Source organism: Paraburkholderia sp. GAS206C (assembly GCF_050435645.1).
GTDB lineage: Bacteria > Pseudomonadota > Gammaproteobacteria > Burkholderiales > Burkholderiaceae > Paraburkholderia > Paraburkholderia phenazinium_B.
Genome location: NZ_JBNDKR010000009.1, coordinates 49,968 through 65,348, shown reverse-complemented (window position 1 = coordinate 65,348; position 15,381 = coordinate 49,968). Strand labels below are relative to the sequence as shown.

Annotated in this window: 15 protein-coding genes and 3 tRNA genes; 6 read left to right on the top strand and 12 right to left on the bottom strand. The window is 62.5% G+C overall.

Annotation, left to right across the window (positions count from 1 at the left end):
• Positions 1-331: 331 nt before the first annotated feature.
• Complete coding sequence (locus tag P3T20_RS24905) at positions 332-976, top strand: SCO family protein (protein ID WP_083611503.1); 645 nt, start codon at positions 332-334, stop codon at positions 974-976.
• Between the two features lie 39 nt (positions 977-1,015).
• Positions 1,016-1,477, top strand: a complete 462-nt coding sequence (locus tag P3T20_RS24900; protein WP_074263861.1) for a copper chaperone PCu(A)C — start codon at positions 1,016-1,018, stop codon at positions 1,475-1,477.
• Between the two features lie 59 nt (positions 1,478-1,536).
• On the opposite strand, the gene P3T20_RS24895 is transcribed toward P3T20_RS24900, so the two are convergent.
• From P3T20_RS24895 to uvrC, 7 genes are all read right to left on the bottom strand, one after another.
• Entirely contained in the window at positions 1,537-2,031 is a 495-nt protein-coding gene (locus tag P3T20_RS24895) for a GNAT family N-acetyltransferase (RefSeq protein WP_074263860.1), read from the bottom strand.
• 200 nt (positions 2,032-2,231) lie between these two features.
• Complete coding sequence (locus tag P3T20_RS24890) at positions 2,232-2,981, bottom strand: TraB/GumN family protein (protein ID WP_074263859.1); 750 nt, start codon at positions 2,979-2,981, stop codon at positions 2,232-2,234.
• Positions 2,982-3,283: 302 nt separating this feature from the next.
• Positions 3,284-3,357 (bottom strand) — tRNA-Cys (locus tag P3T20_RS24885).
• A 114-nt stretch (positions 3,358-3,471) separates the two neighbouring features.
• Positions 3,472-3,547 (bottom strand) — tRNA-Gly (locus tag P3T20_RS24880).
• Between the two features lie 85 nt (positions 3,548-3,632).
• Positions 3,633-3,708: transfer RNA gene (locus P3T20_RS24875), tRNA-Gly, on the bottom strand.
• Positions 3,709-3,870: 162 nt separating this feature from the next.
• Positions 3,871-4,464: a CDP-diacylglycerol--glycerol-3-phosphate 3-phosphatidyltransferase gene (gene pgsA, locus P3T20_RS24870; RefSeq protein WP_074263858.1), complete on the bottom strand. Its 594-nt coding sequence runs from the start codon at positions 4,462-4,464 to the stop codon at positions 3,871-3,873.
• Between the two features lie 188 nt (positions 4,465-4,652).
• Positions 4,653-6,959 (bottom strand): excinuclease ABC subunit UvrC, encoded by a 2,307-nt coding sequence (uvrC, locus tag P3T20_RS24865; protein ID WP_074263857.1) that lies wholly within the window; start codon positions 6,957-6,959, stop codon positions 4,653-4,655.
• 193 nt (positions 6,960-7,152) lie between these two features.
• Here uvrC and earP point away from each other — a divergent pair, with 193 nt between their 5' ends.
• The 4 genes from earP to P3T20_RS24845 all read left to right on the top strand — a co-directional run bounded on the left by earP (position 7,153) and on the right by P3T20_RS24845 (position 11,011).
• On the top strand, positions 7,153-8,319 hold the full coding sequence (earP, locus tag P3T20_RS24860; protein WP_074263855.1) for an elongation factor P maturation arginine rhamnosyltransferase EarP: 1,167 nt from the start codon (positions 7,153-7,155) through the stop codon (positions 8,317-8,319).
• Positions 8,320-8,460: 141 nt separating this feature from the next.
• Positions 8,461-9,018 carry an elongation factor P gene (gene efp / locus P3T20_RS24855; RefSeq protein WP_074263854.1) on the top strand — a complete coding sequence of 186 codons (558 nt, stop codon included), beginning with the start codon at positions 8,461-8,463 and terminating at the stop codon, positions 9,016-9,018.
• Positions 9,019-9,306: 288 nt separating this feature from the next.
• Positions 9,307-9,510, top strand: a complete 204-nt coding sequence (locus P3T20_RS24850) for a CsbD family protein (protein ID WP_074263853.1) — start codon at positions 9,307-9,309, stop codon at positions 9,508-9,510.
• 118 nt (positions 9,511-9,628) lie between these two features.
• On the top strand, positions 9,629-11,011 hold the full coding sequence (locus P3T20_RS24845; RefSeq protein ID WP_074263852.1) for a sigma-54-dependent transcriptional regulator: 1,383 nt from the start codon (positions 9,629-9,631) through the stop codon (positions 11,009-11,011).
• A gap of 137 nt (positions 11,012-11,148) precedes the next feature.
• On the opposite strand, the gene nagZ is transcribed toward P3T20_RS24845, so the two are convergent.
• From nagZ to era, 5 genes are all read right to left on the bottom strand, one after another.
• On the bottom strand, positions 11,149-12,177 hold the full coding sequence (gene nagZ / locus P3T20_RS24840) for a beta-N-acetylhexosaminidase (protein WP_074263851.1): 1,029 nt from the start codon (positions 12,175-12,177) through the stop codon (positions 11,149-11,151).
• Positions 12,178-12,249: 72 nt separating this feature from the next.
• Entirely contained in the window at positions 12,250-12,696 is a 447-nt protein-coding gene (gene acpS / locus P3T20_RS24835) for a holo-ACP synthase (RefSeq protein ID WP_074263850.1), read from the bottom strand.
• 61 nt (positions 12,697-12,757) lie between these two features.
• Entirely contained in the window at positions 12,758-13,522 is a 765-nt protein-coding gene (gene pdxJ, locus P3T20_RS24830) for a pyridoxine 5'-phosphate synthase (protein WP_074263849.1), read from the bottom strand.
• Entirely contained in the window at positions 13,519-14,490 is a 972-nt protein-coding gene (recO, locus tag P3T20_RS24825; RefSeq protein ID WP_074263848.1) for a DNA repair protein RecO, read from the bottom strand. Before recO ends, pdxJ begins: the two co-directional genes overlap by 4 nt.
• A complete protein-coding gene (gene era / locus P3T20_RS24820; RefSeq protein WP_074263847.1) occupies positions 14,477-15,376 on the bottom strand; it encodes a GTPase Era in 900 nt (299 codons plus the stop codon). Before era ends, recO begins: the two co-directional genes overlap by 14 nt.
• Positions 15,377-15,381 lie beyond the last annotated feature (5 nt).

Genomic DNA, 15,381 nt, shown 5'->3' with positions numbered 1-15,381 from the left:
TGAGTGCAACGCCAGCAGGGGCATCCGCCCATCCGTCATGCAAAAAGCCGCTTGAAAACCGCGCGTTCCGTGCGGGTTCCGGTCCAGCACAACGCCCACCACTATGCGTCAAATTGCCTCTCAATGCCGGCCTTGCGGGCCCGCATATGACGCGGCTCAACGATTTGCGATACAGTCCCAGCCACTCTGACCGGTCTGCGCGCGAGCCGCAACACCGGGAAATACCAACCTCGGCCCTCGCGACGTACCGCCTTAAATCGAGTCATAGATGCCTGCTTTGTTCCCCAGAATCTCTCGGCAACAGGTGCAACCGGATACGCGGTTGCTGCGCATGGTTCGTCGTCCGCGTGCGGCGCAGCGTCTGTTGCCGCAACGGTTCCTGACGCGGGGACTGCTGGCGCTAGGCATGGCCATGACGCTCGGGCTGCTCGCCGGCTGTACGCACAAGGAAGAGCCATGGCACCTGACGAACGTGACCGGCCATCTGCCCGATCTCGATTTCTCGCTCACCAGCGATGACGGCAAGCCCGTCACAGGCGACGCCTTCAAGGGCGATATCTCGCTCGTCTACTTCGGCTACACGCATTGCCCGGACGTCTGCCCCGAAACCATGGCGCGACTGATGCAGGTGCTCGCCGCCCTCGGCCCGGACGCACAGCACGTGCGCATCCTGTTCATCACTGTCGACCCGGCGCGCGACACGCCCAAGGAACTCCATGATTACGTAGGCGCTTTCGACGCGCAGCACGTCGTGGGCCTGACCGGCAGTGACGGTCAGATCGAATCGATGGCGCGCAAATATCGCGTTGCCTATCAGATGGAAAAGCGCGATCCGACCGGCAACTACGAAGTCACCCATAGCTCGGCCGTCTATGTCTTCGATGCGCAAGGCCATGCGCGCCTGCTCGCCACCGATCGCGATGCACCCGACGCGGTCGCCGCCGATCTGCGTCGTATCATTGACAACCATTCCTGATCATTCGCGGCTTCGGCCGCTTTTTCTGCCTCTGCGTTTATGAACCTCAAAACCCGATCTCTCGCCGCGCTGGGCTGCACGCTCGCCCTCTCCTTTGGCTTCGCCGCCACCGCTGAAGCGGCCTCACCACAGGCCATTTCGGCGCAGCACGCGTGGGTGCGCTGGCTGCCGAGCGATCTGCCCGCCGCCGGCTACGTGACACTCGTCAACTCGAGCGACAAGCCGGTCGATCTCACCGACATCTCGAGCGACGACTACGAGGGTGCGATGCTGCATCAGACGGTGTCCAACGGTTCGACGCAGAAGATGGTGATGGTCGACAAGCTGACGGTGCCCGCGCATGGCCAGGTCGCCATCGCGCCGGGCGGATATCACATCATGCTGGAGCACGCGCAGCACAAGATCGCACCCGGCGATACCGTGCATCTGAAACTGCAGTTCTCGGATGGGGAAACGCTCAACGCACCATTTGCCGTCAAGTCGCCTGCACAGGCTAACTGACAACAGGCGTTGAGGCAGAAGGGGAAAGCGCGGCGTGCAATGCGACCGCGCGAGACGGCTCAGGCCGAGCGCATCCAGACGTGCGGGATGCCGTCTTCCTCGTGTACGTCCGAGACCGGCTTGAAACCGAACGCGCCATAGAACGCTTGCAGGTGTGCCTGAGCATGCAGGCGCATCGGCACGCCGGGCCATTGTTTGGCGATGTGCCCGACCGCGCGCTCGAGCAGCTGGTTACCGAGCCCCATGCCGCGAAAATTCGCAGTGGTCAGCACGCGGCCTATGCGGATGTCGGCATCGCTGTCGTCAGGTAGCAATACGCGCAGGTAGCCCGCCAGCTTTGGCCGGCCTTCGTGAGGACCCAACGCAAACAGATGCCATGCCTGGATATCGAGGCCGTCGATATCGCCGTACAGGCAATTCTGCTCGATCACGAATACCTCGCTGCGCGCGGCCAGCATCGCGTAGACCTCGGCGGTGGTCAGGTCGTCGAAATACTTCCAGCGCCATTCGAAACCTGGATGCGGCTTGGCTGTGGGATGCTGCGGCTCGTTCATGGGAAACACGTCAAAAGGGCTACACCCTCGTGGGCGGGTGGATGCGGAATTATGCCGCGAATGCAGCGCTTATTGCCACGTTATCAACCGCAATTGCCAACCGCCAATCGCGGCTCATTTGCCAAAAAACTTGCGCTGAACGTATGCCACGTTCTAAGCATCGCGCTACGTCGCGACGCCGACCCTTCGCCGCCGGTCGGTCAGTCGCTGAAGGGAATCTGCTCGACGGGATATTGCAGTCGTTCGATCAGGTTGCCTGGTCCGCACAGATGAAGCGCGCCAACCACCACCAGCGTGCGTTTCGGCGTATCCAAGGTTTCCCGCACGCGCGGCGCCCACGCGCAATTGCGCGCGTCGAGGATCGCGCTGCGAATCCCAGGCAAGCTGAATATCGGCGATTCGGCCGCTACATCGTAGATCGCCTGGAGATCACCCTGCAGCCACGCGGCCTGCATGCGCTCGAGCGTGCGCTGCGGCTCAGTCACATCCGCGAGCAGCAATTCGAGCCCGGTGCAGATCGCCGACAACGGAATCGATTCGAGCGAGGCCACCACCTCCTCGGCGGTTTCCAGATACCGGTACGGCTTCGCTTGCGCCGCGGCTTCCCTGAGCATCCTTGGCTCGACACCTTCTACCACCCGTTGGCACAGCGTAGGGGCCGCCATCATCGCGGCCCAAGGACGCAACTCGCCGAGCGGCGCCAGCACCCCGGCGGACGGCCACGATGCGTCCAGTCTGCGCCAGACCTCCTGCGGCAACGCGTGCTCAAGCGACTGCCCGCCCTCTCGCTTGAGAAACGGCAAGATGGCCTGCGCATCGGACTCGAAGACCAGCGCTTCCGCCCAATCGAACGCCTGCACGACCCAAGCGGGCGTTCGCGGACTGGAAGCGGAAAACAGATGCATCGAGCCGAGCAACCGCACATGGGTACCGGTGAGCTGAAAATACATGGATCGAGATCGACGCCGTAGGTTTGGGATTGAACGACAGTATTTCACAGCCGGAGAGAGCGGGCGATGTCTTCGGTGAGTATCTCTTTCGTTATGCGAACGATCTCTCAAATAGTTACGGGCGAGAATTCGCGCGACTGCCAATGAGCCGATATGCCTGTCGCTCTACGCTTTCCTTCTTGATCAACTACAGACAGCCCTCCACCACGTTAGAGAAGCATGTCTCGATGATCGAATCAGACGCAAAAATCGACGCAGAAAAAGAAAAGCCCCGACAAGTCGGGGCTTTTCTTTTTAACTTCTGGAGGCGCGAGCCGGAGTCGAACCGGCCTAAACGGCTTTGCAGGCCGCTGCATAACCGCTTTGCTATCGCGCCGTAAGCGGACTGCTGAACCGTCGCAACAAGTTGCACGTACAACGGATTCGCAGATTTGTTCGATGGCCGGTCGGTCCACCAAACAAAAAGGGAAGCGTTGCTTCCCCGAATGTCTGGAGCGGGAGACGAGTCTCGAACTCGCGACCTCAACCTTGGCAAGGTTGCGCTCTACCAACTGAGCTACTCCCGCATGGTGCTGCTAACAACGTTCTGCTACTGCGTCACTACCTGATGCCCTATGCCAAGGCATCACACAAAACGCTGCTTCAAAAATCTGGAGCGGGAGACGAGTCTCGAACTCGCGACCTCAACCTTGGCAAGGTTGCGCTCTACCAACTGAGCTACTCCCGCGTTTTGCTGCTATCTACTGCGTATTTGCCACTCAATTACAACTTATTTGCTAACTACTGCACTCCGACTCAAACCTGCGTGCATCGGAGAAACGAGATTATGTATAAAGCGCTGAAACGTGTCAACCCCTTTGACGCGGGTGTTCTTCCGAACAGTTTTCGCTCACACGATCCCGCCCCGTTCACGAATCTGCGGCCACGCGAGCTTCATGTAGTAAAGCATCGACCATATGGTCAGGAACGCCGCCAACAAGACGAGCCACATGCCCCACACGCGCGTATCGATCGCGAAACCGGGTGCAAGCGGCAGCGGGCCATAGAACAGCAGCATGGGAATCGCGATCATCTGGCAGGTAGTCTTGAACTTGCCGAGCGAATTCACTGCGACGCTCTTCGAGGCGCCGATTTGCGCCATCCATTCGCGCAGCGCCGAGATGGCAATCTCGCGACCGACGATCACCAGCGCGATAGCTGAGTCGAGCCGCGCCAGTTGCACCAGCACGAGCAGCGCGGCGGTCACCATCAGCTTGTCCGCCACTGGGTCGAGGAACGCGCCGAATGCCGAGGTCTGATTCCACTTGCGAGCAAGGTAACCGTCGAACCAGTCCGTCAGCGCAGCCAGGATGAAAACCGTCGCGGCCGCCAGATTGCGGTGGGCGGGGCTCATCATCATGTCTGGCAGATAAAACACGCCGACGACAAGCGGAATCAGAACAATCCGCAGCCACGTCAGGAAAATCGGGAAATTAAACGGCATGGGCAGGCGCAGGGTCTGACAAGAGAGGAGTTGCAATTGTGCCGTGTCATCAGGCCTGCCACAAGCAAACAGGCGGCAAACACACGGCAAACCGGCCGCAAACGGCACACAAACATCGGTCAAACTGGCCTATGAGACGCTGCGCGGATGCCGCGCGCCCACCAGGGGTCGCGCCGTATTTCGCGCAATCAGTGCAATTGCCGATAAATCTGCTCGGCGAGCGAGCGTGAAATCCCCTCGACACTCGCGAGATCGTCGATGCTCGCCGCCACCACCCCGCGCAAGCCGCCGAAGCGCGCCAGTAAGCGCTGACGACGTTTCGCGCCGATGCCTTCGAGTTCTTCGAGGCGCGAGGTTTGCCGCGTTTTGGCACGCTTCGCGCGCATGCCGGTAATCGCGAAACGGTGCGCCTCATCGCGAATCTGCGCGACCAGCATCAGGGCCGCGCTTTCCTTGCCGAGTTCGAGCGGCGCGCGGCCGTCCGCGAAAACCAGCGTTTCGAGGCCGACCTTGCGTCCCTCGCCCTTCGCGACGCCGACCAGCATCCCGCAATCGAGACCCAGTTCGGTGAACACCTGGCGCGCAATCTCCACCTGGCCCTTACCGCCGTCGATCAATACGATGTTCGGCAACGTGCCGCCAGCGGCCGGTTCGACGGCATCGGTCGCGAGGGCGGGATCGGCTGCGGGGTCTGCTGCGGGCCGCTCGAGCGCTTCATCCGCGGCGTTCGCGGCGGCTTGCGCCACCATTCTTTCGTAACGACGCGTGAGTACCTGGCGCATGGCGGCATAGTCGTCGCCGGGCGTAATGCCGGTGATGTTGTAACGCCGGTACTCAGACGACTGCATCTTGTGATGGTGATACACCACGCACGACGCCTGAGTGGCCTCGCCCATCGTGTGGCTGATGTCGAAGCATTCGATCCGCAGATGCGCGAGGTCGTCGCATTCGAGACTCAGCGTATCGGCGAGCGTGCGTGTACGCGATTGCTGCGAGCCTTGCTCGGACAACAGCCGCGCCAGCGCGAGCCGCGCGTTCTGTTCGGCCATCGCGAGCCACGCGCGCTTTTGTCCCTGAGGCTGGCGCAGCACCGTGACCTTGTGGCCCGCCTGCTCGATCAGCAGATCGACCAGTTCTCGATTCGACGGCGCGTGACTGACCACGAGCACCGGCGGCACGCGGTTGCCCAGGTAGTGCTGGGCGATGAAAGCTTCGAGCACTTCTGATTCGATGCCCGTCGCGAGACTGCGCGAGCGCTTGCCGGAGGGTGTCGCGGCGGCTTCGTTGTCGGTGTCCTGGGGTTCGTCATCGACAGACTCACCGGCTTCGTCGTCCGCATCGGCGATTTCGTCCTCGGTCTCGGCGGTTTCATCGGACTCATCAGTTTCAGCAGGCAAATCACGCGCTATCGCCAGAGCATCAATCGTGTCGTCGTCAACGTCCGCGGCATCCGCTCTGCGCTTCGCCACTGCGCTCGCCAATGCGGCCTCCTCCGCCACCCGCAGGCCCTGCGCCACCGCCGCCTTCAATACACCTTGCGCATCGGCATCTTCGTCTTCGAGACCGCCTTCATCAATGGTCAACGCGCTTTCCACATGCGCCGGGAAATACGCCTTGTCACCCAGATGACGTCCACCTCGCACCATCGCGAGATTCACGCACACGCGGCCACCCAAAGCGACGACCGCGAGAATGTCGACGTCGCTATCGCTGCCCACTTCAATCGCCTGCTGATGCAGCACCGTCGAAAGCGAGCTCATCTGGTTGCGCACCGCCGCGGCCTGCTCGAACTTCAACTCGCCGGCGAACGCATGCATCTTCTCTTCGAGCTCCTTCATCACTTCGCTCTGCCGCCCGAGCAGGAAGCGCGAGGCATTGGCGACATCGCGTGCGTAATCTTCCTCGTTGATCGCGCCCACGCACGGCGCCGTGCAACGCCCGATCTGATGCAGCAGGCAAGGCCGCGTGCGGTTGTTGAACACCGAGTCTTCGCAGGTGCGCAACTGGAACACGCGCTGCAGGATCTGGATGCTCTCTCGCACCGCCCACGCACTCGGGAACGGTCCGAAGTACTGGTTCTTGCGGTCCACCGAACCCCGGTAGTACGCCATGCGCGGAAACTTGTGCCCGGTCAGCTTCAGATACGGGTACGACTTGTCGTCGCGAAACAGGATGTTGTAGCGCGGCGTGAGTGCCTTGATCAGGTTATTTTCGAGCAGTAGCGCCTCGGCCTCGGAACGCGTGACCGTGGTTTCGATGCGGGCAATCCGCGTCACCATCATTGCGATGCGTGGCGACAGCAACGTCTTCGTGAAATAGCTCGAGACGCGCTTTTTCAGGTCGCGCGCCTTGCCGACGTACAGCACAGCGTCATGCGCGTCGTAATAACGATAGACGCCAGGCAGATGCGGTAGCTGCGCGAGCACCTTCTTCGGCTCGAATGCCTCGGGCGCTTCAGGCGTGTCTGGCGCTTCGGGAACGTCTGAGTAGGTCATGCAGAATCGGACTGAGCACCGCGTCAGGGTTCACGCGGAGATTGGGGTGAGTGCTTTAGAATCGCCAGTTTAGAACATTCCGCACGCGTCCGAGACCCGGATGCCGGCCATCATGCCCTCCCGCCGCCCGCCCGCCTCGTCCACGCCGCTCCCGCAAGCCACGGAGTCGGCGTCTGCGCCGACGCCGACGCCGATGCCGGCAAACGCCGGCATCGCCTGCGATATCTTTTGCGCCGTGATCGACAACTTCGGCGATATCGGCGTGTGTTGGCGTCTGGCACGCCAACTGTCGAGCGAGCACGGCTGGCAGGTGCGCGTTTTCGTCGACGACCTCCACGCGTTCCAGAAGCTCTGCCCCGCGCTCGCCGTCGATCGCAGCCGCCAGACGGTGAGCGGCATCGTCGTCGAGCACTGGCACGAACCGGCTCACGTGGGCGACACGCTGGAAGTGGCGGACGTCGTCATCGAAGCGTTTGGCTGCGAAGTACCGCACGTCTACGTGGCCGCGATGGCCCGCCGCGAGCGCGCGCCCGTGTGGCTGAATCTGGAATACCTGAGCGCCGAGGACTGGGTCGCGGACTTTCATCTGCGCCAATCGCCGCATCCGCGCTACCCTCTCACCAAGACGTTCTTTTTCCCGGGACTCGGCGCCGGCACGGGCGGCGTGCTGAAGGAGCGCCATCTGGATGCCGCCCGCGCAGCCTTCGAAGCATCACCTCAGACGCGCGACGCATGGTGGCGCCAGACAACCGGCCAACCCGCACCCGGGCCGGACAGCACGGTCATCTCACTCTTTTCGTACGAGAATCCGGCCGTCGACAGCCTGCTCGATCAATGGCGTGACAGTCCCACGCCCATCGTGCTGCTGGTGCCCGAGGGCCGAATTTCGGGTGCGGTCGCACGCTTTTTCGGTCTGCCGCCGACGTCGTTCGCCGCGGGTTCGCATGTCGAGCGCGGCAGCCTGCGCGCCCACGCGCTGGCCTTCACCGAGCAGCCGGCCTACGACGCGCTGCTATGGGCCAGCCACCTCAACTTCGTACGCGGCGAAGACTCGTTTGTGCGCGCCCAATGGGCGGCGCGCCCGTTCGTCTGGCATATCTACCCGCAAGCCGACGCCGCTCACCTGCCGAAGCTCGACGCTGCTCTCGCCCACTATGCCGACCCATTGCCCGCCGAGGCCCACGCCGCGCTAGCGCGCTTCTGGCACGCATGGAACGGCGTCGGCAATCCTGACTGGGCGGATTTCCAGCGCCACCGCGCGACTCTCGCGCGGCGCGCGGCCGAATGGGCGCTGGAACTGGCGGCACTCGGCGACCTCGCCGGAAATCTGGCCGGATTCACAAAAAGTCAGTTAAAATAAGCGGTTATCCAACGGCCGACGACGCAAGCGCGGCACGATGGCGGCGCACCTAGGCGCCGGGGTGTGATCAGCGCCGAGCCCGCTTGCGCCGTATGCCGTTGAGCACAGTTTGAAGCTACTTATTTCGTACAGGACAGTTTTATGAAGACCGCACAGGAACTCCGCACCGGCAACGTCGTGATGATCGGCAGCGACGCGATGGTCGTGCAAAAAGCCGAATACAACAAATCGGGCCGTAACTCCGCCGTCGTCAAGATGAAGTTCAAGAACCTGCTGACCGGCGCAGGCATGGAAACCGTCTACAAGGCCGACGACAAGTTCGACGTCGTCCTGTTGGACCGCAAGGAAGTGACCTACTCGTACTTCGCTGACCCGATGTACGTGTTCATGGACGCCGACTACAACCAGTTCGAAGTCGAGGCCGAAATGATGGGCGACGCCCTGCATTACCTCGAAGACGGCATGGGTTGCGAAGTCGTGTTCTACAACGAGAAGGCCATCTCGGTGGAACTGCCCACCACGCTGATCCGCGAAATCATCTACACGGAACCGGCTGTAAAGGGCGATACGTCGTCGGGCAAAGTGCTGAAGAACGCCAAGCTGAACACGGGCTTCGAACTGCAAGTGCCGCTTTTCTGCAACATCGGCGACAAGATCGAAATCGACACGCGTACCCACGAATACCGCAGCCGCGCCTAAGCTTCACCAGGCACCGGATCCTGCCAGGCCCGTCCCGCAACGCTGCGGGATCCGGGTCGAATTAAAAAAGCGCCCCCCTGGGCGCTTTTTCTTTTTTGCGTGACCGTGTATGGTTGAGGAAAACTTTACCGGTGCGGTTTTCGATTTTGCCAAGCCGATTGCATCGCAGAACGCATCCCGTGCGACAAACCATTGATAAGCTTAAGTAGTTGTGGATGGCACGCTCCCTGCTTCGGGAAGGACAGGCCCAAGAGGCTTTTCTTTTTTCTCACTATGTGGAGACGCGTCATGAACAACGACATCGCTGAAGGCAAATGGAAGCAAATCATCGGCAAAGCGAAGACTGCGTGGGGCGAACTGACGGACGACGAGTTGACCAAGGCCGAAGGCCGCGCCGACAAACTCGCCGGACTGATTCAGGAGCGCTACGGCAAAACGCGTGAAGAAGCAGTGCGCGAAGTAAACCGCTTTTTCGATGCCAACCGGGACTGATCATGCGTGGCGCTGTATTCCGAGAGGAACAGCGGACGACCCCATCGCACCCCTGCCCGTTACCGGAACACCGGTGGCGCGGCGCGGGCTTCCAACCATCTAAAAACTAGCGCTAGCCATGCCACATGCCCTGATTGTAGAAGACGATCCCAATAGCCTGTCAGGCCTGTCAGCGATCCTCGCCGCCGACGGCTTCTCCGTCGACACCGCGACGACCCTCGCCGAAGCGCGGGCTGCGCTGACGCGCTTCATCCCGGACGTCGTGCTGGTCGACCTGAATCTGCCCGATGGCAGCGGACTTGACCTGCTGCAGCATCTGCCCGCGCAACCGCCTGGAGGTGCACTGCCTGTCATCGTGATGACCGGCAACGCCACCGTCGAAAGCGCGATTGAAGGCCTGCGGCACGGCATCTGGGATTACCTGCTCAAGCCCGTCAACATTCCGCGCCTGCGCAGTCTGCTGGCGCGTATTCCGCGCCCGTACGAACTGACCGAGGAAGTGCAAACCTTACGCGCCACGCTGCGCCAGCTCGGACGCTTCGGCCCCATGCTCGGCAGAAGCGGAGCCATCCAGCACGTGTACGACATGATCGAACACACCGCGCCGACCGAGGCTGCCGTTCTGATCTCCGGCGAAGCGGGCACGGGCAAGGAAGTCACCGCACGCACGCTGCATGAGATGAGCCGGCGTCGCAAAGGGCCGTTCGTCATGTTCGATTGCCGCACGGCGGCGAACCACGCGGCGAGCCGTTCGCTGGATAGCCTGCTGTTCGGTCACGAGCGCGGCGCGTTCAGTGGTGCCGAGCAGCGCGAGCAGGGCCTGTTCGAACAGGCCAGTGGCGGTACGTTGTTTATCGACGAGATCGCCGAATTGCCGCGTCCTCAACAGGAGGCGCTGTTGCGTGCGCTCGATTCGCAAACCTTTATGCGGGTTGGCGGCACGCATCAGGTGGTCACCGATTTCCGGCTGGTCGCCTCGACCCGCAAGTCGCCGCGCGCAGCTGTCGCCGACGGCAGCCTGCATAGCGATCTCGCGCTGCGTCTCGACGCGGCCGCGGTCACCTTGCCGCCGCTGCGCGAGCGCGGTGACGACGCTGCGCTGATCGCGCAATCGCTGGTCGATGAGCTCAATCGCGAGGCCGCTTCCCATGGCTCTGCCGATGCGACCAAGCAGATCGGACCGAACTTCCTGCGCGAGTGTCTGGCCTATGAATGGCCCGGGAATGTACGTGAACTGCAGGACCGCGTCAGGCGCGCGTATCAAGCCTCGGGCGACGTGCTCGAAACGCTGCGCGCCGATGAGACCGGTTCGGGTGGCGTGCGCGATCTGAATGGCAGCCGGGTGCAGGTGACCGTCGGTACACCGCTCGCGGACGTGGAGGAGATGCTGATTCGCGCGACGCTCGACGCGGTCGGCGGCACGCGGCATCGCGCTGCGTCGCTGCTGGGCATTAGCCCGAAGACGCTGTACAACAAGCTGCAGCGGATGCGCCTGAACTGATCTGCCACGAGCGCGTGGCACGCAGTTGGCAAAAAGGCGGCGCAGTTCAAGTTGCGCCGCCTTTTTAGTTCTTGTGGCACGGCTGTTTGGCCTCGCGAAATCTTGCGGTCTGGCGTAATGCCCGCTACACCACGCGCTCAGGCAAACGCGCTGCGCAACAAGCTCTGCGCCTGCAGATACTCCGGCTCGGCAACCAGCTTGCTCCACTTGAGCGCCTTGCCGCGCGGACGCATCCGGGCCACGCGCGCCTGCGATTCCTTTGACGGCGTGAAGCGCAGCGCGTCGAGCACCTTCTCCGCTTCCTCGGGCTGATTACAGATCAACACCATGTCGCATCCCGCCTGCAATGCAGCGGTCGCGGCTTCGGTGAGCGTGCCGCCCTGGCGCGCGGCCTCCATCGAAAGATCGTCGCTAAAAATTGCGCCCGGAAAACGAAGCTTGTTACGTAACACGTCCTGTAACCAGGCCCGCGAGAAACCCGCCGGCTTCGCATCCACCTGCGGATAAATCACGTGCGCCGGGATCACCGACGCTAGCGACAACCCCAGCCAGTCGTACGGCGCAACGTCGTCACGCAGAATCGCGTCGAGCGGACGGTCGTCCACCGGCACCGCGACATGGGAGTCCGCGTGAGCAAATCCGTGTCCGGGGAAATGCTTGCCGCAGTTCGCCATGCCGGCCAGCGCGAGGCCATGATTGAGACTCTTCGCGAGCAACGCCACCACGCGCGGATCGCGATGGAACGCGCGATCGCCGATCACCTGCGACTGGCCGTAATTCAGATCGAGGACGGGCGTAAAACTCATGTCGACGCCGCACGCGCGCAATTCGGCGGCGAGGATGTAGCCCACCGCGGTGGTGATCTTGGTGGCGTGCAGAACGTCCGAGTCCCACAGCGCGCCGAGCTTGCCCATCGCCGGCAACACGGTAAAGCCATCGGTGCGGAAACGCTGCACACGGCCGCCTTCGTGATCGACGGCGATCAACAGATCGTCACGTACGGCGCGGATCGCATCGGTCAGCGCAACCAGTTGTGCGCGGTTCTCGTAGTGGCGCGCGAACAGGATCACGCCGCCGGTCATCGGATGCGCGAGGCGGCGCTTGTCGTCGTCGGTCAGCGTTTTGCCGACCACGTCGAGCATCACCGGGCCTGGATTGGTTTTCATCGGATTCCGCAAAAAGACAAAATAAAACGCAGGGAAAGAAGACGCGGCTTGCCGACGCCGCGCCGGGCGAAATCAGGGGGTGACTGGATCGACAGACGGAGTGGACGCTGCGGATCCAGCTGGATCCGCCGTCTCCGCAATCACGAAGGAGACTGCATAGTCGTGCTCGTCGCTGATCGTCACACGCGCTGTGATGCCGCGTGCTTCGAGCCATTCAGCCAGTTCGCCCGAAGCGACGACCATCGGCTTGCCACTCGGCTCGTTGAGAGTCTGCAGCGCGCGCCAGGTCATCGGCCAGCGCATGCCAAGGCCGATCGCTTTCGAGAAAGCTTCCTTGGCCGAAAAACGGGTGGCGAGGAACGCGAGCCCGCGCACCGCCGAGCGGGCGTGGCGCGCGTGATAGATGCGCAATTCGTCGGCGCCGAGCACTTTCTCCGCGAAGCGCCCGTTGGTTCGGGTCATGACTGCCGCCACGCGACTGACCTGAACGATGTCGGTGCCGATGCCGTAGATTGCCATGCGTGGAGAGGTCCTCGTTGCTTAGGGTTGCGGCGGGTTTGCTGAGGCGCGCCCGCAGGCGTCAAGCGTGTGCAGCGAGACGCGCGGCGACCATGATCGCCTTCATCTCGCGCACCGCGTTCTCCCAGCCCGCAAAAATCGCGTGCGCGACGATCGCGTGGCCGATATTCAGCTCGACAATGCCATCGATCGCCGCGATCTGCTGAACGTTCGTGTAGTGCAGGCCATGTCCGGCATTCACCTTGATGCCGAGCGACAGACCGAATTCGACGCTGCGTACCACGCGCTCGTATTCGCGCTGTTGCTCTGCCGGGTCATGCGCTTCGGCGTAGCGGCCGGTATGCAGTTCGATCACCGGCGCACCGGCTTCATGCGCGGCGCGAATCTGCGTTTCGTCCGGGTCGATGAAGAGCGACACGCGCGAGCCCGCTTCGGCCAGTTGCTTGCACGCAGAGCGCACAGCCTCGAACTGGCCGGCGACGTCGAGGCCGCCTTCGGTGGTCAGTTCTTCGCGCTTTTCCGGCACGAGGCACACGTCGTGCGGCTGCACCTCACAGGCGATATCGAGCATCTCCTGCGTCACCGCGCATTCGAGGTTCATACGCGTCCTCAATAGCGGACGCAGCTTGCGCACGTCAGCGTCGACGATATGCCGGCGGTCTTCGCGCAGGTGCAGCGTGATCGCATCTGCGCCCGCCGCTTCGGCGTCGAGCGCCGCGCGAATCGGGTCGGGGTAGGAGGTACCGCGCGCATTGCGCACCGTAGCGACGTGATCGATATTCACGCCCAGGTCGATCACATTAGGCGACGTAAGAAAGAAGCTCATAAGTTCTGCAAGTCGATCAGGATCTGGCGCGTCGCGAGCGGCGTGCCGCCAAGGTAAGTGTTGAGCAGAAAGCGCATCAGCGTCTTGCTTTGCGCCACGGTCTGCGCACGATGGTAATCGTCCGCTTCCATATCGAGCAACGTCTGGCCGGCAACTACCGGCCACTGCACGGGCAGATCGTCGGAGGCTTCGCGCACGCCGCGCTCCGGATCGAACACGTAGCGCCCCTCCGCCACCACGGCCTTGCGCGCGACCGTACGATTGAGCGCCAGAGCGTAGCCGGTTTCGCGCAGCAATACGCGTTCGAACGAGCGCAGGACCTGCACGGCCGGCTCATCGTGAGCGAGACGCGCCAGCGTGACGACATAGTGCTGGAACAGTTGCGGATGCGGATCTTCGCGTCCGCAGAATTTGACCAGCAGTTCGTTGACGTAGAAGCCACAGAGCAACGCGTCACCGGCAAGCGGCAGCATGCCGCCCACCCATTCGGCACCGGTCAGCGTGCGGACTTCGGATTTGCCGGACCACGCCAGCGCGAGCGGCTGGAATGTCTGCAGCACGCCGCGCAACGCGGAGTGCGGGCGCTTTGCGCCCTTTGCGACGAGAGCGAGACGGCCGTGATCGCGCGTCAGTACATCGATGATCAGACTGGTCTCACGATGCGGATAGCTATGCAGCACGAACGCCGGTTGCTCAGTGACCTTGTAGTCGGAACCGGAACTGCGCGGCGACCGGCGTGCCGGTGTCTTGCGCGCTTCGCCGCTGGCAGACGCGTCTGCGTCCGATGCTTCGCCGGCTGAGCTACGCGGCGTATTGCGCGGCGAGTTGCGGATGGAAGAACCAGTGGATGCTGAAGATGACTTCTTCGACACACGAGCCTTCGATGGCTCGCGCGCCGGCGCGCCCGGCTCGGTATCGTCCGGTTCAGCGTCGGATTGCAGCGTCATCCACGCGTCATTCGTACCCATAGGCGCGAAGTCCGGCTTCGTTGTCGGCCCAGCCACTCTTCACCTTGATGAAGGTTTCCAGATACACGGGGCCGTCGAACAGCTTTTCCATGTCAAGGCGCGCTTCGGTGCTGATCTGCTTCAGCTTGGCGCCCTTCTGGCCGATGATCATCGCCTTGTGCGTGTCGCGTTCCACCATGATGGTCGCGAAAATGCGGCGCAGACGACCTTCGGTTTCGAACTTGTCGATCAGGACCGTGCTCGTGTACGGGAGTTCGTCACCGGTCCAACGGAAAACCTTTTCGCGCAGGATTTCGGCGGCGAGAAAACGCTCGCTGCGATCGGTCAGGTCGTCTTCGCCGTAGATCGGCGCGCCTTCCGGCAGAAACGGCTTGACGGTTGCCATCAGACGTTTGATGTCGTCGGGATTCTTGGCGGACAGCGGCACAATCTCATTGAACTCGCGCAGTGCGCTCACCTGCTGCATGAACGGAAACAGCGAGTCCTTATCCGAGACACGGTCGAGCTTGTTGGCGATCAGCAGCGTGGGCACCGAAGGCGGGATCAGATCGAGCACCTTCTGGTCGTCCGGACCGAAACGGCCCGCTTCGATCACGAACAGGATGGCGTCGACCGAGGTCAGCGTCGAAGTGACCGCGCGGTTGAGCGAGCGGTTCAGCGCGCCGCTGTGCTTGGTCTGGAACCCGGGTGTGTCGACGAAGATGTACTGCGCGTCTTCGAGCGTGTGAATGCCGGTAATGCGATGGCGCGTCGTCTGCGCCTTGCGCGACGTGATACTGACTTTCTGGCCGACCAGCGCGTTCATCAGCGTGGACTTGCCGACGTTGGGGCGGCCGACGATCGCGACCATGCCGCAGCGGAAACCAGTGGGGGTGGAAGCGTTCATATTCA